This is a genomic window from Priestia sp. FSL P4-0332, assembly GCF_038005845.1.
GTDB lineage: Bacteria > Bacillota > Bacilli > Bacillales > Bacillaceae_H > Priestia.
On the sequence record NZ_JBBOUA010000001.1, the window covers coordinates 640,138 to 663,214 of the forward strand.

A 23,077-nucleotide genomic window follows, 5' to 3' on the forward strand; every position below is an offset into this window, starting at 1 on the left:
AGTGTTTCCACATAAAAATAAATGAATGACCGAAGAGAAATGTTATCCGTTTACAATGGATCCCCCATTAATGTGCAGAACTTGCCCGGACATATAAGAAGAATCAGAGCTTGCCAAGTATACATAGGCCGGTCCGAGCTCAGAAGGCTGTCCTGCCCGTTTCATAGGTGTATTAGACCCAAATGTCGCAACTTGCTGTTCGTCGAACGTAGACGGAATAAGAGGTGTCCAAATGGGTCCCGGAGCTACGCCGTTTACGCGAATGCCTTTTGTTGCGAGCGAAGCTGATAAAGAACGTGTAAAAGCAACGATAGCACCTTTGGTTGAAGAGTAATCAATCAGCTGATCATGCCCATGGTAAGCTGTCACAGACGTTGTATTAATAATAGCGCTTCCTTGTTTTAAATGAGGCAATGCAGCTTTGGTGAGATGAAAAATTGAAAAAATATTCGTTTGAAACGTACGAGTAAGCTGTTCAGTCGTAATATCCGTAATACTTTTTTGAGGATGCTGTTCAGCTGCATTATTGACTAAGATGTCTATTTTTCCGAAAGTCTGAATGGCCTTTGAGACGACTTCTTGACAAAAATGCTCATCTCCTATATCACCAGCAAGCAATAAACAAGAAGCTTCCATTCGTTCAACTTGTTTTTTGGTTTCATTTGCATCATCATGTTCATTAAGATAGGTTATGACAACATTTGCGCCTTCTTTAGCGTAATGATAAGCGACGGAACGTCCAATGCCGCTGTCTCCTCCGGTGATAATGGCTACTTTGTTCTGTAATTTTCCGCTTGCCTTATAGTCTGGAGCGATAGAGGTAGGGATTGGATGCATATCTTTCTCAATACCTGGCTGAGTTTGCTGATGCTGAGGAGGGAAGTTTTGTTTTTGATTTTGATTCATTGGTATACACTCCTTAATTAATATGAGTATGTAAGCGTATACTAGTATTTGTTAAGAAAGTGTATCTATGCATAGGAATAAGCCTGAACGAATAAAAAAAGGCTTTAAAAGAAAAAATGAATGCCGGGGCATCCATTTTTTTAGCGGTAATTAATAAATTGTACGTCAATAGGTAAATCAGCGCTGCGAATAGCTGAAATAATTTGCTGCAGGTCATCACGATTTTTACCGCTTACGCGAAGCTGATCATCTTGGATCTGGCTTTTTACTTTTAAACCAGTATTTTTAATAATTGTATTTAGCTTTTTAGCGTTGTCTTTGTCGATACCTTGAATTAGCTTGGCGCGTTGTCTAACCGTTCCTCCAGATGCGTTCTCAATTTTTCCATATGAGATATTGCGTGTAGGTACGCCGCGTTTAATAAGCTTAGAGATCAGTACGTCTTTTAACTGTTCAAGCTTAAATTCATCATCAGAAATAAGAACAAGCTCTTCGTTTTCAAGCGAGATTTCGCTTTTACTGCCTTTAAAATCGTAGCGGGTTTTAATTTCTTTTGTTGCCATGGTAATGCCGTTTGTTACCTCTGATAAATCGACTTGTGACACAATGTCAAATGAACTATCTTTAGCCATAATAACCTCCATATGTAAAGAGTTTGTTCTTTTATTATAAATAAAACACAAACTGTATACAACTGATATTGAATAGAGAGCCGGTAATTGATACAATACAAGTTATGCTTTTTGTTGTAAGCTATAGAAGCAGCTTTTTTAAACAATGCATGCATTTAAGTTGATTTGAAATTTAAAATGCTGTTCGATGCAAAGTGAGAAGGTATGTGGTGACGGAATAGTCACTACTAATTTATATAAAGGATGGATAGAACGATGAATGTAGAAGCTGGGATGAAAGCGTATTTAACAGTAAACCGGGAAACGCCGATTGGTTATATGTTAGCAGAAGGTGAAGAAGAAATTTTGCTACATAAAAATGAAACAACAAGAGAACTTGCTGAAGGAGAAGAAGTAGAAGTTTTTCTATACCTTGATCAGCATGACCGTTTAACGGCAACGATGCACTTACCTCTTGTTGAAGAAGGTGTTTATGAGTGGGTCGAGGTCGTAGATGTTAATCCAGGTTTGGGCGTGTTTGTAAATATCGGCATGAACAAAGATATGTTAATTGGTTCAACAGACTTACCTGCGCTAGAAGATCTGTGGCCAGAAGTCGGAAACAAGGTTTACTGTACAATGAAGATTTCAAAGCGCGGTAAGATGTACGGAAAAATTGCTACAGACGATGTGATGAAAGCAATGGCATTAGATGCTCCGCCCGAACTTTTTAATCGTGAAGTGAGCGGATACATCTATCGCGTACTGCGCGTAGGTTCATTTATTATGACAGATGAAGGATATGTTGGATTTATTCATGAAAGCGAGAGACGCAAAGAACCAAAGCTTGGTACGTATGTAACAGGCCGCGTAATTAATGTAAAAGAAGACGGAACGCTAAACGTATCGCTTCTTCCGCGCAAGCAAGAAAGCATGGATGAAGATGCACAAGTACTATACGATTACATGGAAAGCCGCGGTGGCGTTATGCCATTTTGGGATAAAAGCTATCCGGAAGATATTCGCGAGCGCTTTAATATGAGTAAAGCTGCGTTCAAACGTGCGCTTGGTAAACTGATGAAAGAAGGAAAAGTTTATCAAGAAGAAGGATGGACATATTTTAAAAAAGAAGAAAACTAAAAGGAGAAGCCGCTGAAAATTCAGCGGCTTCTTTTTATAAGTGATCAGTTTTTTTAGAAAATGAATGTTTTCCAAGCTCACGGTTATGCTTAGCTTGCAGATTCTTTTCGTGAAGCTTTGCGTTATTATCTTTTGCTTTTTTATCGTTATCGCTCGTTTTTGGCATTGTGATACACCCCTTTTTGATCGTACCTTTAGAATGCCCTGACCTCTTTAAATTATTCGATGGTTTCGTTCAAAAAGAAGACTGCAATCGTCCCTGGGCCAGAGTGAGAACCTATGGCTGCACCAATAATATTAATAATAAAATGTTTGGTTCCAAAACGTTCTTGAATCATCTCTTTCAGCTGAAGAGCTGTTTCTAAATCATCTCCATGGCTAATTCCAATGGTTTGAGAAGAGAGGTTTTTTCCTCGCTCTTCCATTACATCAAGCATGCGCTTAAATACTTTTTTACGGCCGCGGATTTTTTCGATTGGAATCAATTTTCCATCTTCCACATGAAGCAGCGGTTTAATATTAAGCAGACCTCCTACAAAAGCAGAAGCTTTGCTCACGCGTCCTCCTTGAGCAAGAAAATCTAAGTCATCGACCGTAAAAATATGTTCCATATGCAGCGCGTATTGTTTTATTTTTTCTGTCATCTCTACTAGTGAGAGGTTTTGTTGTAGTAATTGTGCTGCATAATAAGTAACTACTCCCTGGCCAAGAGATGCACATTTCGTATCGATTATCTCTAATTGGAAATCGGGATACTTTTCTAGGAGTTCTTCTCGAATCATCATTGCTGTTTGATATGTACCGGATAATTCTGAAGAAAAAGCTAAATAAACGCAAGAATCACCTGATTTAGCTATGTCCTCAAAGACTTCATACATAGTAGTTGGAGCCGCTTGAGATGTTTTTGGCATCTTGCCTTTACGGATGGCTTCGTAGACAGAAGCTGGTTCAATCGTTTGTAGATCTAAAAATTCTTGATTATCCAGGCTTACGCGAAGCGGTAAAAAGCCAACGTTATTTTCTTGAAAAAAGGATAAAGGCAAATCGCTTGCACTATCGGTTAAAAGTTTAATTGACATAAATGTCACCTTCCTAATTGCATTTATAAAATATTAAATGAATTTGATGTATAAACATTGAGAAGCGTTATATACGACATAGTATTAGTGTATAAGCACTTTGAGGAAAATACAATTTTTGAATAAGTTTTTTTAATTCTGCCAAATCGTACATACTATATGTACTAACTATTTTAAAGATGCTGACTTTATTCATTTTATAAATGGGTATAGGAGAGTAAGAAGTTTTAAAAAAGCGGAGGTCGGTCATTTGAATATGTGGCTTGAAACAAAAAAAGCGATAGTCGTCTTGGTAGGAGCATTATTGAATGCGCTTGCGCTCAACTTGTTTTTGATACCTGCTAATGTATATTCGAGCGGCTTTACAGGAGTAGCGCAGCTTGTTTCGAGTATCGTGACAGATTACACCCCTTTTACTATTTCCACGGGAGTGCTGCTGTTGTTGTTAAATATTCCTGTAACTATTTTAGGGTGGAAAAAAGTTGGGAAGTCATTTACTGTTTACAGCTTTATCAGCGTTGCTGCAACAACTTTGTTTCTTGGAATTATTCCTATTCAAGCACTTTCTAAAGACATCATCCTTAACGCAGTTTTTGGAGGCGTTATTTTAGCGGTAGGGGTAGGAATTACGTTAAAATTTGGAGCTTCAACTGGTGGGCTCGATATTATTGCCCTGATTTTGTCTCGAGTAAAAGACCGACCAATTGGCACTTATATGTTCATATTAAACGCAATTATTATCGTGCTAGCAGGTCTTTTATATGGGGCTGAGAAGTCACTCTATACGCTTGTGACGCTTTATACAACTACTCGCGTCATTGATGTTATTCATACGCGTCATGTCAAACTCACAGCAATGATCGTAACGAAAAAAGGAGTGGAGCTAAGAAAGGCGATTCACGCCAAACTCGTGCGAGGGATTACGGCGGTGCCGGCTAAAGGCGGCTTTACAAACGAAGATAAAGAAATGCTAATGATTGTTTTGACCAGATATGAATTATTTGACTTGGAACGAGTGATTAAAGAGGTAGATCCTAAAGCATTTACTAATATCGTTCAGACAACGGGAATCTTTGGTTTGTTTCGCAAGGATTAAAAAAGGGTCCAGGTATTAATTACCTGGACCCTTTGTATTAATGTGTACCTTTTAAGTCATTAGAAAGTTCTTGAAGCTGAGCTTGTTCTTCAGGAGAAGCATTTTGCTGCGCATGAGACAGCATATCAGCTGCAATGTTTTCATCAGAAGCTGCAGACGTATGAGCTTGAGACGTTTGATGATTTTGACCAGCAGCTCCCAATGTATTCTGAAGCTGCTGAAGCTGAGCTTGTTCTTCAGGAGAAGTGCTTTGCTGTGCATGAGACAGCATATCAGCTGCTACGTTTTCACTAGACGTGTGAGCTTCACCGTGAGCATGAGGCTGACCGCCTTCTAAAGTGCTTTGAAGCTGTTCAAGCTGGCTCTTTTCTTCGGGAGAAGCATTTTGCTGTGCATGAGATAATATATCAGCTGCCACGCTTTCACTGGACGTGGGAGCTTTACCGTGAGCGTGAGACTGACCGCCTTCTAAAGTGTTTTGAAGCTGTTCAAGCTGTGCCTTCTCTTCTGGAGAAGCATTCTGAACGATATGAGACAGCGTATCAGACGTAATGTCTGCGCTTTTCTCTTGTGAATGTGATTCTCCATCTGTATCATACGCTTGATGCAATGAGTTTTGGAATTGCTTCAGCTGCTCTTGCTCCTCAGGAGAAGCGTTAGAAGCAATACTATTTAATACGCCTTCTGAAATATCAAGCTCACCATTGCCGTGCTTTTGACGGTGAAGCTGATCTTCTGAATGGCCGGATACTGCATTTCGAATCGCGTCTTTTACTTGACCAAAAAGTGAATTTTTCATAAGTTACTGTCCTCCATGAGGAGTTTGGCGCTGCTGAGCTTGAAATGCTTCTGCCTCTGCCATAGTCATATGATAAGGAATTCGTTCATCATGTTTTTGAACTGCGTCTGCACCTTGTTTCACAAAACGTTTTGATCGATTGCCTCTGCCCATCATAAATTCCTCCTCGTAATATAAATAAAACCGACACCTTAAGAAGTGTCGGTTATAGTGTGTGCTAAATAAAAAAAATGATAGCGATAAAAATTTACCTTGCTTTTCAAAAAAAGCTAAGTTATAAATTTAACGTTTTTTCCAAATAATAAGCAATACCATCATTTTCATTCGATTTTGTTACTTCACGCGCTAGCTGTTTTAATTCGCTAATACCATTTTCCATGGCGATACCGTGTCCTGCAAATTTAATCATTTCAAAATCATTGTCTTCATCTCCAAACGCAATAATTCGTTCGCGTGGAATTTGATAATGATTAGCTACGCGCTCAAGACCTACAGCTTTATTAAGTCCTTTTTTTACAATTTCAACGACATGCCAAGGTGCTCCCCAGCGTCTATGTTCTAGTACTTCTGCATGAACATCTGAAAGGTGAGAGCGTATATCTTGTACATGTTCTTCATCTGCGTGAATTAAAATAGACGTTGGATCGTGCAGCAGCGTATGACGCAAATCACCCATTTGTAATTTAGGATCCCCTAGGCTAAGTACATCCATTAATTTTCGATCTTCAAAATGAAGATACACATCATCTTGTACTTCTGCCATGATATTGTTGATGCGATAGTCTTGCATAGCTGTCACAATGTCATGGACAGTGCGGCGGTTTAAAGGTTCGTGATGCGTGCCGAAATCAGGCTGAAGGGGGTGATGGACAAGCGCTCCGTTAAAGTTTACGATAGGTGTGGATAAATCTAATTCGCTGTAATACATAGCACTGGAACGATAAGGTCTACCAGTTGCAATCATTACAATATGTCCTTCTTGTTTGGCTTTTTCTAATACCCGTTTTGTTGTAGGTGAAATGGTTTTTTCATTCGTTAACAATGTTCCATCCAGATCTAAGGCGATTAAGTGTTGATCGTTTCTCATATAGGGCTCCTTTTAAATTGAAGTAGTTATACGATTATATTGAATTCTACTAATATTCATGCTTGTATTCCCATATTTTACACAACTTTTCCTTAGGAGCAAAGCAGAACGATTGACATGCAAAAGCTGTCTTGTTACGGTGTAAGACATAGTTATTGATTGCTTACGATAAATTGTTTAAGGGTATATTTAATACGTGAAGATAATTACGGAAGTAAAAGAAAGGAGAATGAATATGGATAAACAGTTAGAAGATAAAATCATGGAATCACTAGAAGAAGTAATTGATCCAGAGCTTGGCGTTGATATCGTAAATTTAGGCTTAGTGTATGGTGTAGAAATGGAAGAAAACAACACGGTTATCGTGACGATGACGTTAACTTCTATCGGCTGCCCGCTAGCTGGTGTGATTGGCGAACAAGTGAAAAAACAATTAATTTCGCTTGAAGAAGTAGAAAATGTAGAAGTGAATATCACATTTAATCCGCCATGGGATAAAGATCGCATGACGCGCTACGCTAAAATTGCATTAGGTGTTCAATAAGAAAAAAGCCATCAACGATGGCTTTTTTTCTTACTCAATTCTGCACAATTCCACAGGGCAGTCCTCACAGTCTATTTCTTTCTTTAAAAAAGAAAGCTTATGAATGATAATTTTTCCATCTGCCATTGAAATCACTTCGTTTTTTCGCAACTCAGCGAGCATGCGGTTGACCACTTCTCGAGATGTCCCGCATAGATTGGCGATTTCTTGATTTGTCAACGTTACGTTTAATAAAATACCATTTGGCTTCATTACTCCAAAGCTATTAGACATGCGGATCAGAGTAGAATAGAGAGCACCTTTTTTTCCATTTAGAATTAAGTCTCTAAATTTTGTCTGCATTCGCTTAATTTGTAGTCCCATCCACTTCATATACTCCATAGAAAGAGCAGGGTATTGTGCTAGTTCGTTTTCTAACACCCCTTTTTGAATACTGATTGCCGTACAAGGTTCAATAGCTTTTGCTTGAAGCATATGGGGAGTAGATCCGCAAAATAGCATGACTTCCCCGACTAAGTCTCCTGAACTCGCCAGCTGAAGCGTCAGCTCGCGTCCTTCCGGTGTCACTTTACCTACTTGCACGGCCCCTGACGTAATAAAAAATAAATGAGTTGAAGTCGAACCTTCTTGAAAGAGAAAGTCACCTTTTTTAAACGAAATTTTATGATCAAAGTTCATAAAAAATTGCTGCAGCTCATTCGAAAAAGAATCCGTTGTGATGTTCATCATGTTATCACCTTTTAATTAAAAATTTTTCGACTGCTACTTATTAATCTATTAAGTTAGAACAGTCTGTATATGCTGTACGTCCACTAGCCGTATAAAAAATATCATACGGATGATTTTTATCGATATTCTTATTATACACAAAAACAACCAGTGTTTTCCAAAACTATCTGTGAACAATTTCTAAACAAAAATAGAAAGGTGGTTATAAAAATAAAAACTTATGAATAAATAAAAATGTTTAAAAATATAGAATAAAGTGTTGGATTTTTTAAATATTCATTTGATTTTATTTTTATACGGTATTATAATGATAAATAATTCAAATAGATACGTGGAAAAAGGAGTTTTAAAATGAAAGAATACAAGGTAGGAATTGTTGGAGCAACAGGGTATGGAGGAGTAGAACTGATTCGTTTGTTAGCGAATCACCCACATTTTCATGTTTATGCAGTTTATTCATCATCTCAGGATGGGACAGAACTAGCAGAAGTTTATCCTCACCTTTCTAATACTGTATATACACTGCAAGATATAAACCCTAAGAATATGGCTGAAGAATTAGATTTAGTGTTTACAGCAACTCCGTCCGGTGTTTCTAGCAAACTTGTACCTCAATTAATAGAAGAAGGAATAAAAGTGGTAGATCTATCTGGAGATTTTAGATTAAAAACAGAAGCGCTTTATGAAAAATGGTACAAAAAGCCTGCTGCAGCCGAAGCGTTTTTACAACAGTCTGTGTATGGATTATCAGAATGGTTTGCAGATGAAGTCGAAAGCAGTACATTCGTTGCGAACCCGGGTTGTTATCCAACAGCTACACTGCTTGGGCTAGCTCCCCTCGTTAGTAAACAAATGGTGAAATCAAACTCTATTATCATTGATGCAAAGTCCGGAATCTCAGGAGCAGGACGCGGTCTTTCGCAAATGGTTCATTATGCTGAAATCAATGAAAATATGAAAATATACAAAGTTAATCAACATCAGCATATCCCAGAAATCGAATCTATTTTAGAAAAGTGGGATGAGGAAATTGGCCACGTTACGTTCAGTACGCACTTAGTTCCAATGACGCGAGGGATTATGAGTACAATATACGCTGAACTTTCTGAAGAAAGCTCAGTACAAGAACTTCATCAGCTATATGTAGATACATATCAAAACTCCCCGTTCGTTCGCGTTCGAAAAGCTGGTGAATTTCCGTCTACTAAAGAAGTAAGTGCATCAAATTATTGCGATATCGGTGTTGCATTTGACGAACGAACAAAGCGTGTCACGATTGTTTCTGTCATTGATAACTTAGTTAAAGGGGCAGCCGGTCAGGCCATTCAAAATGCCAATATCATGATGGGATTTGAACAGCAAGCGGGTATCGGGCTACTGCCTGTCTTCCCATAAAGACACAGCATCACTAATCACGATAAAAGCAGGAGGGAACGTATAGTGATTACGGTTAAACAAACGAAAGAAAAGATAAAGAAAATAGAGAACGGTACAATTGTAACGCCGCTAGGTTTTTCAGCAGATGGCGTTCACGCTGGTTTACGTTATGCTAAAAAAGATTTAGGAGTTATTGTAAGCGACGTGCCAGCTAATTGCGCAGCTGTTTACACGCTTAATGCCTTTCAAGCAGCGCCTTTAGCTGTTACAAAAGAAAGTGTAGCGGTGGAGCAGAAGCTGCAAGCGATCGTTGTGAACAGCGCATGTGCAAATGCATGTACTGGAGAACAAGGATTAAAAGATGCATACCAAATGCGAAATACATGTGCAGAAAAGCTTAATATCCTACCTCATCATGTAGCGGTAGCTTCTACAGGCGTAATTGGAGAGCTTCTGGATATGGAAAAAATTGTTAAAGGTATTGGGTTATTAAGTCCTTCGTCGAACAAAGAAAAAGCAGAAGAATTTCAAACGGCTATTTTAACAACAGATACAGTGATGAAGTCAGCTTGCTATGAAACAAAAATTGACGGCAAAGTAGTTACCATTGGCGGCACAGCGAAAGGATCAGGCATGATTCACCCAAATATGGCTACGATGCTTAGCTTTATCACAACGGATGCTAAGGTTGAAGCTTCAGTGCTACAAGATGCGCTAGGTTCTATTACAAATAAAAGCTTTAATCAAATTACAGTGGATGGTGATACGTCAACCAACGATATGGTTGTTGTTTTAGCAAATGGAAAAGCTGGTCACCAGTCGCTTACACCAGATCATCCTGAATGGAATTCGTTTTATGAAGCACTGCGCTTGACGTGTGAAGATTTAGCCAAACAAATTGCACGCGACGGTGAAGGAGCAACAAAACTAATTGAAGTAAACGTATCTGGTGCTCATACAAACGAAGAAGCAAATGTGATTGCTAAACAAATTGTGGGCTCGAACCTAGTGAAAACGGCCATGTATGGAGCCGATGCTAATTGGGGACGAATTATTTGTTCAGTTGGGTACAGCGGAGTAGCGCTTAATCCAGAAACAGTGAATGTTTCGTTAGGCAATATCCAGATGTTAGAAAACAGTCAGCCTGTTTCATTTAGTGAAGAAGAAGCAAAGGCTTATCTAGAAAATGATACGGTCGAAGTCTATGTTGACTTGCAGCAGGGAAATGGAATTGGCAAGGCGTGGGGCTGCGATTTGACTTACGATTATGTCAAAATCAACGCCAGTTATCGAACGTAAGGAGAGAGTGAAATGAGCAGTGAAAAAATCGTCGTTGTAAAATGCGGAGGCAGCATTGTCAATCAGTTAACAAGCGCTTTTTTTGAAAGTATTCAGCAGTTAAAAGCGAGTGGATATCAAATCATTGTTGTGCACGGAGGCGGGCCTGATATTCAAGATACGCTTACCAAACTTCACATTGAAACGGAATTTGTAGATGGGCTTCGAAAAACGTCCAAAGAAGCATTAGAAGTTGTGACGATGGTATTAGCAGGCAAGGTTAATAAGCAGCTTGTAAAAGAACTACAAAAAGCGAACTTAAAAGCGGTAGGACTATCAGGAATTGATGGATTATTGCTTAAAGCAGAGGCTATCGATGTTGAACGTCTAGGTTACGTTGGAGAAGTAAAAGGCGTAAATGATACATTATTAAAACAACTAACTGACAGTCAGTATATTCCAGTTATTTCTTCCATTGGAGCCGATGAAGAAGGCAATAGCTATAATATTAATGCTGACGTGGCAGCCGGAGCCGTTGCACAAGCAGTAAATGCTGAAAAGCTGATGTTTGTAACGGATGTAAAAGGTGTGTTAAAGGATGGAGCATTGCTTCCTGAGCTTACAAAGTCAGAGATTGATGCACTTATTGAAGAAAAAGTAATTTACGGCGGAATGATTCCGAAAGTAACATCAGCGGTAAATGCGTTATCTCCTTTGCTTGAAGAAGTTCATATTATTAGCGGAACTGATGGATTTTTAGATAAGGAAGGAAAGCTGATTGGTACAGCAATTAAATATAGTGGAAAAGGTGGAGAAGATAGCGATGAGTTCATTGTTTCCAACATATCAACGGTTTGATATCCATGTGGAAGAGGCGCAAGGAACAAAATTAATAGATAACAAAGGAAATGAGTATTTAGATTTTATTTCAGGTATCGCTGTTTGTAACGTAGGTCATCGTCATCCTGATGTTCAAAAAGCGGTCGAAGAGCAGTTAAATAAAGTGTGGCACGTGTCAAATTTATTTCATCAATCGATTCAAGAAGACGTAGCAGGTAAGCTTTTGGAACACTCAAACGGTGATGCAGTATTTTTCTGTAACAGCGGTGCAGAAGCCAACGAAGCGGCGATTAAATTAGCGCGCAAGTACACGCAAAAACACAAAATTATTACGTTTACAAAATCATTTCATGGACGTACATTTGCTACAATGACAGCTACAGGGCAGGCAAAAATTCATGATGGCTTCGGTCCTCTTGTTAATGAGTTTGTTTACGTGCCATACAATGATGAAGAAGCATTAAAACAAGAAATGGACGATAGCGTAGCAGCAATTATGGTTGAAGTCATTCAAGGAGAAGGCGGAGTGGTTCCAGGAACCGAAGCATTTTTATTAACCATTCAAGAGCTGTGTAAAAAGCACGAAGCACTGTTTATAGTCGATGAAGTGCAAACTGGAATCGGCAGAACAGGAAAACCGTTCGCTTATCAGCATTTTAACGTGTCACCAGACATTATTACAGCAGCCAAAGGGTTAGGAAGCGGAATGCCGGTTGGTGCGATGATTGGAAAAGGCTATCTCAAAGATGCATTTGGACCTGGTACTCACGGAACAACCTTTGGAGGAAACCCAATTGCACTAGCTTCAGCCAAAGCAACCTTAAACATTATTTTTAATGAAGCATTTTTGGCAGAGGTTACAGAAAAAAGCCTTTATTTTACCAATGCTTTGAAAAATAGCATAGCAGATTATTCATTTGTAACCGATGTTCGTGGAAAAGGTTTTATGATTGGGATTGAATGCGGAGAACATCAGTCAGCATTGCTTGCAGCTATGCGTGAAAAAGGATTGCTAGCACTGGGAGCAGGACCGCACGTAGTACGATTGCTGCCGCCTTTAACTGTAACAAAAGAAGAGTTGGACCAAGCGATTCATATCATTGAAGAAGCGTTTAGCCAAACAAAAATTACTTCATAATACAAATTTTTTTGAATATGTTTGTATAAAAATTCTGTTTTATAAATAATTATTCGAAGAGGGATGCACAATGAACGGATATTTACACTTAGCAAACGGCGATTCGTTCGCCGGACACATTGAACATACAGCAACGCACCAGGCAGAAGGAGAAATTGTTTTCTTTACTGGAATGACTGGTTATCAAGAAGTTGTGACTGATCCATCTTACAAAGATCAAATTATCGTCTTTACGTACCCTTTGATTGGGAACTATGGTATCAATGAAAAAGATTATGAAAGCAAAAAGCCTCATGTAGCAGGCGTTGTCGTATACGAATGTTCAGATGAAGGGTTCCATTACGAAGCGATGTACAGCTTTAAACAATATTTAAAGAAATGGAACATTCCGCTTATTACACATGTGGATACGAGAGCGGTCGTAAAACGAATTCGAAAAGAAGGTACGATGCAATCTGCCTTTTCGACATCTGCTGAGCCGCCAGCATTTACTGCTGAATGCGATGGATATGTAGTAAAAGAAGTATCAACAAAAGAGCCTGTTACTTACGGAAACGGTGAAAAACACGTTGTATTAATGGACTTTGGCTATAAAAAATCAATTTTACAAGAGCTGTTAAATCGAGAGTGCAAAGTAACAGTTGTTCCTTATTCTACAAGTTCTTCAAAAGTAAAAGAACTGCAGCCGGATGGCATTGTCTTATCAAACGGACCTGGAGATCCAACTCAAGTGAGCAGTCAGCTGGATGAATTAAAAGAAATTATTTCATCTTATCCAACTTTGGGAATTTGCTTTGGACATCAGTTAATTGGGCTTGCTTTTGGGGCACAAACCAAAAAGCTGGCGTTCGGTCACCGAGGAGCTAATCAGCCTGTAATTGATTTAACGAATAACAAAGTGTGTATGACGTCTCAAAACCATAGCTATGTCGTAGACGAACAGACGATTACGTCTACGCCATTAAACGTTCGATTTAAAAATGTGAATGACGGATCGGTTGAAGGTTTAATGCATAAAGACCTTCCTGTTATGTCGGTTCAATACCATCCAGAAGCACATCCTGGACCAAGTGACAGCACGTATATCTTTGATGAATTTATGACGAAAGTACAGCAAGTAGGGAGCGGAAAAGTATATGCCTAAAGACCAAACGTTAAAAAAGATTTTAGTAATCGGATCAGGACCAATCGTAATCGGGCAAGCAGCAGAATTTGATTATTCAGGAACTCAGGCATGCTTGTCATTAAAAGAAGAAGGTTATGAAGTTATCTTAATCAATAATAATCCAGCTACAATTATGACGGACACTCACGTAGCAGATCGAATCTATTTTGAACCATTAACAGTAGACTGCGTGGAGAAAATTATTGCAAAAGAAAAGCCGGATGGTTTGTTAGCCACATTAGGCGGACAGACGGGTTTAAACTTAGCCCTTGAGCTTCATGAACAAAACATTTTGCCGAAATACGATGTGAAACTTTTAGGAACACCGATTGAATCAATCAAAAAAGGTGAAAGCCGTGAAGAGTTCCGTGCATTGATGAATGAACTGAATGAACCGGTGCCGGAAAGTGAAGTTGTCACAAAAGTAGAAGAAGCGTTAGCTTTTGCCGAGAAAATTGGTTTTCCTGTTATTGTACGTCCTGCTTATACGTTAGGCGGAACGGGCGGAGGAATTGCTCATTCTATGGAAGAGCTTGAAAAGCTTTCAGCGTCAGGTTTGCGTGAAAGTGCTATTACTCAATGCTTAATTGAAAAAAGCATCGCTGGATTTAAAGAGGTTGAGTACGAGGTTATGCGTGACGTGAACAATACGTGCATCACAATTTGTAATATGGAAAACATCGATCCCGTAGGCGTCCATACTGGAGATTCGGTAGTCGTTGCTCCTTCTCAAACGTTAACAGACGTGGAATATCAAATGCTTCGCTCTGCTTCAGTTAAAATTATTTCATCGCTTGGCATTATTGGGGGCTGCAACATCCAGTTTGCGCTTGATCCAAAAAGCAAGCAGTATTATCTAATTGAAGTAAATCCGCGTGTGAGCCGTTCGTCTGCTCTTGCATCAAAAGCAACGGGCTATCCGATTGCCAAAATTGCTGCAAAGCTATCGGTAGGCTACACGCTTCATGAGTTATTAAATCCTGTCACAGGAGACACGTATGCAAGCTTTGAACCTGCTCTTGACTACGTAGTAGTCAAATTTCCAAGATGGCCGTTTGACAAGTTTTTCTACGCTGAAAGAACGCTTGGTACGCAAATGAAAGCAACTGGAGAAGTAATGGCTATTGACCGTAACTTTACACGTAGCTTCCAAAAAGCATTGTCTTCTTTAGAAATTGACTTACAAGGATTAGAAGTAGAAGAACTGCAAGAACTTTCAACGGATGAATTAAAAAGCAAGCTTAGCGAACAAAGCGATGAACGTATTTTTGTTATCTTAGAGCTTTTACGCCGTGGCACAACGCCTGAGTATATCCATGAAGTAACGCAGATTGATTATTTCTATTTAACACACTTTGCACAGCTGATTAAAATGGAAGCCTCTTTAAAGGAAGTGCGTTTTGATTCGATTACAGCTGAACACTTCAAGCAAGTGAAAGAGCATGGATTTACAGATGCGTATCTAGCAAACGTATGGAATGTGCCTGAGCTTGACGTAAGAGCGAAGCGTAAAGCACTACATATTACGCCGAGTTATAAAATGGTGGATACATGTGCAGCGGAGTTTGAATCTTCAACGGCTTATTTCTATTCCAGTTATTACGGGGAGAGCGAAATTGAACCATCAACGAATAAAAAAGTGGCGATTATCGGTTCTGGACCAATTCGTATCGGGCAAGGAGTAGAGTTCGACTACAGCTCTGTACATGGTGTGCTAGCTCTTGAAAAAGAAGGATACGAAACGATTTTAATTAACAATAATCCAGAAACGGTAAGTACGGATTTTGAAGTAGCAGATCGCTTATATTTTGAACCTGTAACAGTAGAAGACGTATTAAATGTTCTTGATGCTGAAAATGTGAAGGATGTAATTGTTCAATACGGAGGTCAAACAGCTATTTCGCTTGTTAAAGGGCTAGAAGAAGCTGGCGTCAATTTACTAGGGATTACAAATGATGTCATTGATGCACTTGAAGATCGTGACTTGTTTTACAAGCTTTTAGATGAGTGTGATATCCCTCATATCCCAGGTGAAATGGCGAAAGATGAGCAAGAGCTTGTCCAAAAAGCAAAAGATATGGGATTCCCATTACTTATTCGTCCTTCTTACGTAATTGGCGGAAAAGGGATGCTGACAATTCAAAACGAAACAGAGCTTCAGGCTTGTTTACCGGCTATTAAAGCGTCTCATTTCCCAATGCTTATTGATGCTTACTTCCCTGGAAAAGAAGCAGAAGTTGATGTGGTAGCAGACGGAAAAGATGTGTTGATTCCGACAATCGTTGAACATATTGAAAAAGCCGGGGTTCATTCAGGAGACAGCTATGCGCTTTTACCAGCCAACACAGTAGAAGCAGCACATAAAGAAAAAATGGTGAGCTACGCTCAAAAAATTGTAAACAAACTCCAATATAGAGGGATTATGAATATCCAATATGTTATTTACAACGATGAAGTCTACATGCTGGAAGTTAATCCGCGTGCCAGCCGTACAGTGCCTGTAGTAAGCAAAGTATGCAACACGCCGCTTGTTTCGCTATCAACTCAAATATTGCTTGGGAAATCATTGTCGGAAATTAGTGAAAAGCTAGGTTTATTGCCGGATCCGGCTTACACAACTATCAAGTTTCCAGTGTTTTCGACAAGTAAATTATCAGGAGTTGATCCACTTGTTGGACCGGAAATGAAGTCAACTGGTGAAGGAATTGCGATTTCTTCAAGGATTGAAGAAGCAGCAAAAAAAGTATTCCATCAGTATGTGTTAAGTAAAAACGGTGCTGCGGAAGTATATATCAACGGAGAAGCGCAAGGTCTTGAAGCACTTGTGCAAAGCGCGGGCTTAACTCTTGTTAAAGATAAAGAAGTTAGTGAATGGGTGAAAACGAAAGAAGCTTTATTATACGTAAGCTTACAGCCTGAAGATAAAGAAAGCCGTATGTCAGCATTAAAACACGGTTTGATGGTCATGACGGAGGCAGAAACGGCATCGCTATTTTTCCAATCGTTCCAAGTCGATGAATATCAGGTTTCATCACTACAAGAATGGTTTCAAAAAACTAAAAAGGAAGTGACAGTATCATGAGTACAGTATCGGTAAATACCAATTTAAAAGGAAAAGATTTGCTTACGCTTAAAGATTTATCATCAGACGATATTATGTCACTTTTGGAAAGCGCCATTGAGCTGAAACAAAAGCATAAAAATGGTGAAATCGTAACATCGTTAAAAGGAAAAACGCTGGGGCTCATTTTTGAAAAATCTTCAACAAGAACAAGAGTTTCATTTGAAGCGGGAATGATGCAGCTTGGAGGAAACGCCCTCTTTTTAAGCAGCCAAGATTTACAGATTGGACGCGGAGAAACGATTGCTGATACAGCACGCGTACTATCTGAATTCATCGATGCTATAATGATTCGTACGTTTGAACACAGCAAGATCGAAGAGCTTGCAGATTACGCATCCATTCCCGTTATTAATGGTTTGACAGATGATTATCATCCTTGTCAGGCTCTAGCTGATTTATTAACAATTTACGAGCACAAGAAATCATTTGAAGGGCTAAAAGTAGCTTATGTTGGAGACGGAAATAATGTAGCGCATTCGTTAATGATTGCATGTGCAAAAATGGGGATAGATATTTCAATTGGATGCCCTGATGGTTATGAGCCAAAAGACTTTGTAACAGCTTATGTTAATGAAATAGCTGCTACAACAGGTGCGAAGGTTACGATTACAAAAGATCCTGTAGAGGCTGTGAAAAATGCCGATGCTATTTATGCAGACGTATGGACAAGTATGGGACAGGAAGAAGAAGCACAGCAGCGCTTGAAAATATTTGCTCCTTATCAAGTAAATGAAGAACTAGCTGCCTATGCTAAGTCAGACTATTTATTTCTGCACTGTTTGCCTGCGCATCGGGAAGAAGAAGTAACAGCAAGCATTATTGACGGACCAAATTCTGTTGTCTTTCAGCAGGCTGGAAATCGTATGCATGTACAAAAAGCTTTGCTACAAGCCATTTTAGCTTAAGAGAAAAACCCTTTCTGAGAATATCAGAAGGGGTTTTTTGTTTAAAGGGAATTAATTGAGGGAACACCCATTGTATACTAAACAGAACGAAAGGTGATTTATGATGAAAGTATTAGTTGTTGGAGCAAACGGAACAACGGGAAAACAAGTGGTAGAAAAAGTTGCAAACAGCAAGCAGCACGAAGCTTATGCGATGATTCGCGACGAAAAGCAAGCAGACGCGTTAAAGAAGCTAGGTGCCAACGTTGTGCTTGCTGACTTGGAGCAAGATGTTTCAGATGCTTTAAGAGGTATGGACGCTGTCATATTTGCAGCAGGTTCTGGAGGACATACCGGAGACAAAAAGACAATCGCTGTAGATCAAAACGGTGCTAAAAATATCATTGATGAAGCAAAAAATCAAGGTGTAAAGCGCTTTGTTATGTTAAGTTCAATGGGAACAGACGCACCTGAGCAAGGACCAGAAGGCTTACAGCTTTACCTGCGTGCTAAAGCGATAGCGGATGAATACCTAAAGCAGTCTAATCTACAGTATACAATTGTACGACCAGGAACTTTATCGAATGATCAAGCTACTGGGAAAATTGATATCAATAATGATATTGAAGATAAATCTCAGACGATTCCCCGAGCAGATGTAGCAACCGTGCTTGTAGAATGCCTAAACGAAGAAGCTACGATAGGAAAAACGTTTGAAATGCTAGCTGGAGAAACTGAAATCGAAAAAGCTATTAAATTTACTCATTAATATAAAAGAGCGGATCTAAAGGTCTGCTCTTTTTCTCTTCCTAATATGAAAACATCTCCATTATGAAACAGAAATCTTAAGGGAATAGTATAGGAGAACATTTCATTTCAGGAATGAGGAGGCAGGACAATGGGACAAAATCGTCATTTTACACCGGGTCAAAAAGCTCCTAATAACGGAGTGTATATTGAAATTGGTGAAACAGGAAGCAACGTAAATAATCCTCAAAAGGTTAAATTAAAAGCAGGAGAGCGTTTTCCAGAGACGGCCAACGATGATCGCCACTGGACGTACATGCGCAAGCCTTAAATAGTAAAAAATAAAGAAGCCATTCTAAATTGAATGGCTTTACTTGTTTTCCTATTGCTGGGTATAATGAAATAAAGGTCAATAAAGGTCAAATGTATCGAAGGAGGATGTTCAATGGATATAAATAAAATGACCCAAAAATTGCAAGAAGGCGTGATGGAAGCACAGTCCGAAGCTATTAAACGAAATCAGCAGGAAGTGGATATTGCTCATTTGCTTTATACGCTCATTCATCAGCAAGATGGTATTGCTCCTCGCATATTAGATCATTTACATATAGATCATCAATCTTTTCAGCAGCAGGTAAATCAATTGCTTGCGAAAAAACCAGCCGTTACAGGAAGTGGTGCTGAAGCAGGGAAGGTTTATATTACGAATAAACTTCAGCAGCTGTTTGTTAAAGCTCAAGAAGAAGCATCTCGTTTGCAAGATGATTATGTTTCAGTTGAGCACATCTTTTTAGCATTAGCACAGGAACCGTCTTCTAGTGAATATGGCAAGTTATTTTCAAGTCACGGTATAACAAAAAAAGCTCTGCAAGATGTGCTTACCAGCCTTCGAGGAAATCAGCGAATTACAAGTCAAAATCCCGAAGTCACATATGAAGCGTTAGCTAAATATGGAAGAGACTTAGTAGCAGAGGTACGAGCAGGGAACATTGATCCAGTCATTGGACGAGACGGAGAAATTCGCCGCGTTATCCGCATTTTATCGCGAAAAACAAAAAACAATCCAGTTTTGATCGGAGAACCTGGCGTTGGTAAAACAGCGATTGTTGAAGGTCTAGCACAGCGTATTGTTCGCCGAGATGTACCTGAAGGATTAAAAGATAAAACCATCTTTTCATTAGATATGGGAGCTTTAGTAGCAGGAGCGAAATTCAGGGGAGAATTTGAAGAGCGTTTAAAAGCTGTTCTTCAAGAAGTTAAGAAAAGCAACGGTCAAATTCTTTTATTCATTGACGAGCTTCATACAATCGTTGGAGCAGGCCGTACGGATGGAGCGATGGATGCAGGGAATATTTTAAAACCAATGCTTGCTAGAGGAGAACTTCACTGTATAGGAGCTACAACTCTTGATGAGTACCGTCAGTATATTGAAAAAGATCCAGCGCTTGAAAGACGCTTTCAACAGGTGCTGGTTGAAGAACCTTCAGTAGAAGATACAATCTCTATTTTGCGTGGTTTAAAAGAACGATTTGAAATTCATCACGGCGTGAATATTCACGACCGAGCGATTGTTTCAGCAGCGGTTATGTCTGATCGTTATATCTCAGACCGCTTTTTACCTGATAAAGCAATTGATTTAATTGATGAAGCATGCGCAACCATTCGAACAGAAATTGATTCGATGCCATCAGAATTAGATGAAGTAACACGACGTGTCATGCAGCTTGAAATTGAAGAAGCGGCATTAAGTAAAGAAACAGATCAAGCAAGCATCACAAGGTTAGAGGCAATTCGAAAAGAAGTCTCTGATTTAAAAGAACGTGCAGATACAATGAAGCTGCAGTGGGAAAAAGAAAAGCAGTCGATTCAGACGGTGCAAGATGTCCGGGAGCAGCTTGAGAAAGCGAAGCGAGACCTAGAAGAAGCTGAAGGGAAATATGATTTAAATAAAGCAGCTGAACTTCGCCACGGACGCATTCCAGCTCTTGAAAAAGAACTAAAACAGCTGGAAGAAACAGCTGCTGAAAAAGCACAAGAAAACCGTTTGTTAAGAGAAGAAGTAACAGAAGAAGAAATTGCTGAAATTGTAGGAAGATGGACGGGAATTCCAGTATCAAAACTAGTTGAAGGGGAAAGAGAAAAGCTGTTGAAGCTTGAGTCAATTTTACAGCAGCGTGTAATTGGACAAGACGAAGCCGTATCCTTAGTGACGGATGCTGTGATTCGCGCACGGGCAGGCATTAAAGACCCGAACCGTCCGATTGGGTCATTTATTTTCCTAGGACCTACCGGAGTAGGAAAAACGGAGCTAGCCAAAACATTGGCACATTCTTTATTTGACAGTGAAGAACAAATGGTTCGTATTGATATGTCTGAGTACATGGAAAAACATGCGGTCTCTAGGCTTATAGGAGCGCCTCCTGGCTATGTAGGATATGAAGAAGGCGGCCAGCTAACAGAAGCGGTGAGACGCAAGCCTTATTCAGTCGTTTTGTTGGATGAAATTGAAAAAGCCCATCCCGAAGTATTTAATGTGCTCCTTCAAATACTAGATGATGGAAGAGCAACAGATTCAAAAGGAAAAGTCATTGATTTTAAAAATACAGTCATTATTATGACGTCGAATATCGGTTCTCAATTTTTATTAGACGGTTTAACAAGTGAAGGCGAGATTACTGAAAAAGCCAGAGAGCAAGTGATGGCTCAATTAAGGCAGCATTTTCGCCCAGAATTCTTAAATCGAGTAGACGACACGATTTTATTCAAACCGCTAACTGTTCATGAAGTAAAAGGGATTATTGATAAGCTATTGCTTCAGCTTGAAAAGCGTTTATCCGATCGTCATATTTCGTTAACGTTAACAGAAGAAGCAAAAAATTATATTGCAGCCTCCGGGTTTGATCCGGTATACGGAGCTCGCCCTTTAAAAAGGTTTATTCAAAAATATATTGAAACAAAAATTGCCAGAGAATTAATTGCAGGGCAAATTGAAGATTATAGTCAAGTGACAGTTGATGTAAAAGATGATGAGTTTGTTGTCAGCGTATAAGTTTTCTAAAAAGGCCATTCATGATAAATTGAATGGTCTTTTTTTGCTATTAAAAGCAGCTCTCTTTTTAAAAAAAATAAAAAGAAATGAAAGAAAATACGTGAGAGCTAAGCGTAAAAACTTATACAGTTTTAGGTTGTAGAATATATCTAATTCATTTATGATAATACAAAATGGGCAAAGGAGCATGAATGAGCACATGAAGGACCGTATAGAGCTTATATATGACGAAGCATACGATTTTATAGATCAGGCATTAGCTAAAATAAGAGCGCTGGATAAAAATGATCTTCAAGCTGAAAATGAAGAAGTGCAGGAAAAGGCAGAACGGACAGAGTTTGCACTTCAAGCTGCACGAGATATTTTAGAAAATATGATTATCCCGGGTAAAAAATTGACTTTTATTTACGAAAAAGGTTCTGTGGTAGTAGAAATTCCCGATAAAAAATAAAAACGACTTCCTTTTATGGAAGTCGTTTTTATTTTGGCAATGCAAAGTGCTCATCAATGGATGCATCACTTTTTCGATACTGTCCGGGTGTCATATTGGTTGTTTTGCGAAATACTTTTGTTAAATAATTGGCATTTGCATAGCCGACGTTTTCAGCAATTTCTTCGATTGAATACTTGGTTTGATGCAATAGCTCGGCCGCTTTTTGAATGCGAAGCTTCGTTAAATATTGAATCGGCGTAATTCCAGTTGTTTGTTTGAATAACCGGCTAAAATGATAGCGAGATAAATGAGCTGCATCTGCCATTTCATCCGGACCGATTTCTTCATGATAATGATTACGGGCAAATAAAATAGAGCTAATGATACTTTCAGGCCAATCTTCTGTAAAACTGTCCATGCTTTTAATATATTGGTACAGCTCCATTACAAAGCGGTAAGATAAGCTTGAGGCATGAAATGGATCTGCTATATGTTTTTCACTTGCCCGCTTATATATTTGAGCAAGCAGCTGAACAGGTGCTGATTCAGGATGAAACCTAATTACAGGGGAGTGGGTTGACTGAATATAATCCCAGCATTTTTGTACTTCATCTCCGTATAATGTAAGAAAAATAAACTCCCAGTTTTCACTTTCCTTTGGTAAGTAATAGCGATAATTTCCAGGTATATTGACGATGAATGCTTTACCAGCATCCACTTTATATTCTTGTCCATCTATTTCAATCATCCCGTACCCAGAAACCGTGTATTGAAAAATATATTTCCCTACGTCTTTTCGCTGATTTCCGCTCCAGTTATAAAGGGGAGAGAAAACTTCATCCCACCCAACCGACCATAGCTGCGCAACTTCGTTTGTGCGGGATTCTAAAAACCTGTATGCGTACGTTGAATATTCTTGAGCTTGGAAATGTGAGAGCAAATTTTCACCTTCTTTTTGAAATAAAGTAGTACTTAATTCTTACTTTAACGTAATCGCTTTCATTTTTCTATAATTTTTTGAAAATATCGTGATTATTTTTAGGGAATGTCT

General features: G+C 39.0%; 23 protein-coding genes. 14 read left to right on the forward strand and 9 right to left on the reverse strand.

The genetic code is table 11. The features are described from left to right. Nucleotides 1-42: 42 nt before the first annotated feature. Both MKY06_RS03395 and MKY06_RS03400 read right to left on the reverse strand, forming a co-directional pair. Complete coding sequence (locus tag MKY06_RS03395; protein WP_013055375.1) at nt 43-906, reverse strand: SDR family oxidoreductase; 864 nt, start codon at nt 904-906, stop codon at nt 43-45. A 140-nt stretch (nt 907-1,046) separates the two neighbouring features. Further along, on the reverse strand, nt 1,047-1,538 hold the full coding sequence (locus MKY06_RS03400) for a YajQ family cyclic di-GMP-binding protein (protein ID WP_013055376.1): 492 nt from the start codon (nt 1,536-1,538) through the stop codon (nt 1,047-1,049). 255 nt (nt 1,539-1,793) lie between these two features. Between MKY06_RS03400 and MKY06_RS03405 the strand changes: the two genes are divergently transcribed. Further along, complete coding sequence (locus MKY06_RS03405) at nt 1,794-2,657, forward strand: CvfB family protein (protein ID WP_013055377.1); 864 nt, start codon at nt 1,794-1,796, stop codon at nt 2,655-2,657. A 34-nt stretch (nt 2,658-2,691) separates the two neighbouring features. Here MKY06_RS03405 and MKY06_RS03410 read toward each other — a convergent pair whose 3' ends face one another. Both MKY06_RS03410 and MKY06_RS03415 read right to left on the reverse strand, forming a co-directional pair. Continuing rightward, nucleotides 2,692-2,823: a DUF3941 domain-containing protein gene (locus MKY06_RS03410; protein WP_013055378.1), complete on the reverse strand. Its 132-nt coding sequence runs from the start codon at nt 2,821-2,823 to the stop codon at nt 2,692-2,694. A gap of 52 nt (nt 2,824-2,875) precedes the next feature. Beyond that, entirely contained in the window at nt 2,876-3,736 is an 861-nt protein-coding gene (locus MKY06_RS03415) for a DegV family protein (protein WP_013055379.1), read from the reverse strand. 256 nt (nt 3,737-3,992) lie between these two features. Here MKY06_RS03415 and MKY06_RS03420 point away from each other — a divergent pair, with 256 nt between their 5' ends. Then, the gene (locus MKY06_RS03420) at nt 3,993-4,832 is read left to right on the forward strand and encodes a YitT family protein (protein WP_025749916.1); all 840 of its coding nucleotides are present in this window, start codon (nt 3,993-3,995) and stop codon (nt 4,830-4,832) included. Nucleotides 4,833-4,869: 37 nt separating this feature from the next. Here the strand turns inward: MKY06_RS03420 and MKY06_RS03425 are convergent, their stop codons facing one another. The 3 genes from MKY06_RS03425 to MKY06_RS03435 all read right to left on the reverse strand — a co-directional run bounded on the left by MKY06_RS03425 (nt 4,870) and on the right by MKY06_RS03435 (nt 6,718). Further along, on the reverse strand, nt 4,870-5,631 hold the full coding sequence (locus MKY06_RS03425; protein WP_098321937.1) for a DUF3813 family protein: 762 nt from the start codon (nt 5,629-5,631) through the stop codon (nt 4,870-4,872). A 3-nt stretch (nt 5,632-5,634) separates the two neighbouring features. Then, on the reverse strand, nt 5,635-5,784 hold the full coding sequence (locus MKY06_RS03430) for a hypothetical protein (RefSeq protein WP_013081728.1): 150 nt from the start codon (nt 5,782-5,784) through the stop codon (nt 5,635-5,637). A 121-nt stretch (nt 5,785-5,905) separates the two neighbouring features. Further along, nucleotides 5,906-6,718, reverse strand: a complete 813-nt coding sequence (locus tag MKY06_RS03435) for a Cof-type HAD-IIB family hydrolase (protein ID WP_289911251.1) — start codon at nt 6,716-6,718, stop codon at nt 5,906-5,908. 235 nt (nt 6,719-6,953) lie between these two features. Between MKY06_RS03435 and MKY06_RS03440 the strand changes: the two genes are divergently transcribed. Continuing rightward, nucleotides 6,954-7,262: a metal-sulfur cluster assembly factor gene (locus MKY06_RS03440; RefSeq protein ID WP_013055384.1), complete on the forward strand. Its 309-nt coding sequence runs from the start codon at nt 6,954-6,956 to the stop codon at nt 7,260-7,262. Nucleotides 7,263-7,292: 30 nt separating this feature from the next. On the opposite strand, the gene MKY06_RS03445 is transcribed toward MKY06_RS03440, so the two are convergent. Continuing rightward, nucleotides 7,293-7,991 (reverse strand): Crp/Fnr family transcriptional regulator, encoded by a 699-nt coding sequence (locus MKY06_RS03445; RefSeq protein WP_029324714.1) that lies wholly within the window; start codon nt 7,989-7,991, stop codon nt 7,293-7,295. Between the two features lie 351 nt (nt 7,992-8,342). Between MKY06_RS03445 and argC the strand changes: the two genes are divergently transcribed. The 11 genes from argC (at nt 8,343) to MKY06_RS03500 (ending at nt 22,044) form a co-directional block, all read left to right on the forward strand. Further along, the gene (gene argC, locus MKY06_RS03450) at nt 8,343-9,386 is read left to right on the forward strand and encodes an N-acetyl-gamma-glutamyl-phosphate reductase (protein ID WP_029324716.1); all 1,044 of its coding nucleotides are present in this window, start codon (nt 8,343-8,345) and stop codon (nt 9,384-9,386) included. A gap of 48 nt (nt 9,387-9,434) precedes the next feature. After that, complete coding sequence (argJ, locus tag MKY06_RS03455; RefSeq protein WP_371410265.1) at nt 9,435-10,667, forward strand: bifunctional ornithine acetyltransferase/N-acetylglutamate synthase; 1,233 nt, start codon at nt 9,435-9,437, stop codon at nt 10,665-10,667. A 12-nt stretch (nt 10,668-10,679) separates the two neighbouring features. After that, nucleotides 10,680-11,504, forward strand: a complete 825-nt coding sequence (gene argB, locus MKY06_RS03460) for an acetylglutamate kinase (protein ID WP_013055388.1) — start codon at nt 10,680-10,682, stop codon at nt 11,502-11,504. After that, nucleotides 11,470-12,624: an acetylornithine transaminase gene (locus MKY06_RS03465; protein ID WP_029324719.1), complete on the forward strand. Its 1,155-nt coding sequence runs from the start codon at nt 11,470-11,472 to the stop codon at nt 12,622-12,624. The genes argB and MKY06_RS03465 overlap by 35 nt, the downstream gene beginning before the upstream one ends. Before the next feature lie 70 nt (nt 12,625-12,694). Next, nucleotides 12,695-13,768, forward strand: a complete 1,074-nt coding sequence (locus MKY06_RS03470) for a carbamoyl phosphate synthase small subunit (protein ID WP_013055390.1) — start codon at nt 12,695-12,697, stop codon at nt 13,766-13,768. Further along, complete coding sequence (locus MKY06_RS03475) at nt 13,761-16,871, forward strand: carbamoyl phosphate synthase large subunit (protein ID WP_218812820.1); 3,111 nt, start codon at nt 13,761-13,763, stop codon at nt 16,869-16,871. The genes MKY06_RS03470 and MKY06_RS03475 overlap by 8 nt, the downstream gene beginning before the upstream one ends. Continuing rightward, the gene (argF, locus tag MKY06_RS03480) at nt 16,868-17,818 is read left to right on the forward strand and encodes an ornithine carbamoyltransferase (protein WP_013055392.1); all 951 of its coding nucleotides are present in this window, start codon (nt 16,868-16,870) and stop codon (nt 17,816-17,818) included. Before MKY06_RS03475 ends, argF begins: the two co-directional genes overlap by 4 nt. 103 nt (nt 17,819-17,921) lie before the next feature. Then, entirely contained in the window at nt 17,922-18,566 is a 645-nt protein-coding gene (locus tag MKY06_RS03485) for an SDR family oxidoreductase (protein ID WP_013055393.1), read from the forward strand. 129 nt (nt 18,567-18,695) lie between these two features. Continuing rightward, nucleotides 18,696-18,875 (forward strand): YjzC family protein, encoded by a 180-nt coding sequence (locus tag MKY06_RS03490; RefSeq protein WP_013055394.1) that lies wholly within the window; start codon nt 18,696-18,698, stop codon nt 18,873-18,875. Between the two features lie 114 nt (nt 18,876-18,989). Further along, nucleotides 18,990-21,593: an ATP-dependent chaperone ClpB gene (gene clpB, locus MKY06_RS03495; RefSeq protein ID WP_028407457.1), complete on the forward strand. Its 2,604-nt coding sequence runs from the start codon at nt 18,990-18,992 to the stop codon at nt 21,591-21,593. A 199-nt stretch (nt 21,594-21,792) separates the two neighbouring features. After that, entirely contained in the window at nt 21,793-22,044 is a 252-nt protein-coding gene (locus tag MKY06_RS03500) for a hypothetical protein (RefSeq protein WP_029324741.1), read from the forward strand. Between the two features lie 28 nt (nt 22,045-22,072). Here MKY06_RS03500 and MKY06_RS03505 read toward each other — a convergent pair whose 3' ends face one another. After that, entirely contained in the window at nt 22,073-22,966 is an 894-nt protein-coding gene (locus MKY06_RS03505; protein WP_013081740.1) for a helix-turn-helix domain-containing protein, read from the reverse strand. Nucleotides 22,967-23,077 lie beyond the last annotated feature (111 nt).

Excerpts from the sequence above, each read along its gene's own strand:
- MKY06_RS03475 (WP_218812820.1), top strand. The coding sequence starts at position 13,761 with ATGCCTAAAGACCAAACGTTAAAAAAGATTTTAGTAATCGGATCAGGA.
- MKY06_RS03485 (WP_013055393.1), top strand. The coding sequence starts at position 17,922 with ATGAAAGTATTAGTTGTTGGAGCAAACGGAACAACGGGAAAACAAGTG.
- MKY06_RS03435 (WP_289911251.1), bottom strand. The coding sequence starts at position 6,718 with ATGAGAAACGATCAACACTTAATCGCCTTAGATCTGGATGGAACATTG.
- MKY06_RS03395 (WP_013055375.1), bottom strand. The coding sequence starts at position 906 with ATGAATCAAAATCAAAAACAAAACTTCCCTCCTCAGCATCAGCAAACT.
- MKY06_RS03445 (WP_029324714.1), bottom strand. The coding sequence starts at position 7,991 with ATGATGAACATCACAACGGATTCTTTTTCGAATGAGCTGCAGCAATTT.
- MKY06_RS03410 (WP_013055378.1), bottom strand. The coding sequence starts at position 2,823 with ATGCCAAAAACGAGCGATAACGATAAAAAAGCAAAAGATAATAACGCA.
- argB (WP_013055388.1), top strand. The coding sequence starts at position 10,680 with ATGAGCAGTGAAAAAATCGTCGTTGTAAAATGCGGAGGCAGCATTGTC.
- MKY06_RS03425 (WP_098321937.1), bottom strand. The coding sequence starts at position 5,631 with ATGAAAAATTCACTTTTTGGTCAAGTAAAAGACGCGATTCGAAATGCA.
- argF (WP_013055392.1), top strand. The coding sequence starts at position 16,868 with ATGAGTACAGTATCGGTAAATACCAATTTAAAAGGAAAAGATTTGCTT.
- MKY06_RS03465 (WP_029324719.1), top strand. The coding sequence starts at position 11,470 with ATGAGTTCATTGTTTCCAACATATCAACGGTTTGATATCCATGTGGAA.
- MKY06_RS03440 (WP_013055384.1), top strand. The coding sequence starts at position 6,954 with ATGGATAAACAGTTAGAAGATAAAATCATGGAATCACTAGAAGAAGTA.
- MKY06_RS03430 (WP_013081728.1), bottom strand. The coding sequence starts at position 5,784 with ATGGGCAGAGGCAATCGATCAAAACGTTTTGTGAAACAAGGTGCAGAC.
- MKY06_RS03470 (WP_013055390.1), top strand. The coding sequence starts at position 12,695 with ATGAACGGATATTTACACTTAGCAAACGGCGATTCGTTCGCCGGACAC.
- clpB (WP_028407457.1), top strand. The coding sequence starts at position 18,990 with ATGGATATAAATAAAATGACCCAAAAATTGCAAGAAGGCGTGATGGAA.
- MKY06_RS03420 (WP_025749916.1), top strand. The coding sequence starts at position 3,993 with ATGTGGCTTGAAACAAAAAAAGCGATAGTCGTCTTGGTAGGAGCATTA.
- MKY06_RS03400 (WP_013055376.1), bottom strand. The coding sequence starts at position 1,538 with ATGGCTAAAGATAGTTCATTTGACATTGTGTCACAAGTCGATTTATCA.
- MKY06_RS03500 (WP_029324741.1), top strand. The coding sequence starts at position 21,793 with ATGAAGGACCGTATAGAGCTTATATATGACGAAGCATACGATTTTATA.
- argC (WP_029324716.1), top strand. The coding sequence starts at position 8,343 with ATGAAAGAATACAAGGTAGGAATTGTTGGAGCAACAGGGTATGGAGGA.
- MKY06_RS03415 (WP_013055379.1), bottom strand. The coding sequence starts at position 3,736 with ATGTCAATTAAACTTTTAACCGATAGTGCAAGCGATTTGCCTTTATCC.
- MKY06_RS03490 (WP_013055394.1), top strand. The coding sequence starts at position 18,696 with ATGGGACAAAATCGTCATTTTACACCGGGTCAAAAAGCTCCTAATAAC.
- MKY06_RS03405 (WP_013055377.1), top strand. The coding sequence starts at position 1,794 with ATGAATGTAGAAGCTGGGATGAAAGCGTATTTAACAGTAAACCGGGAA.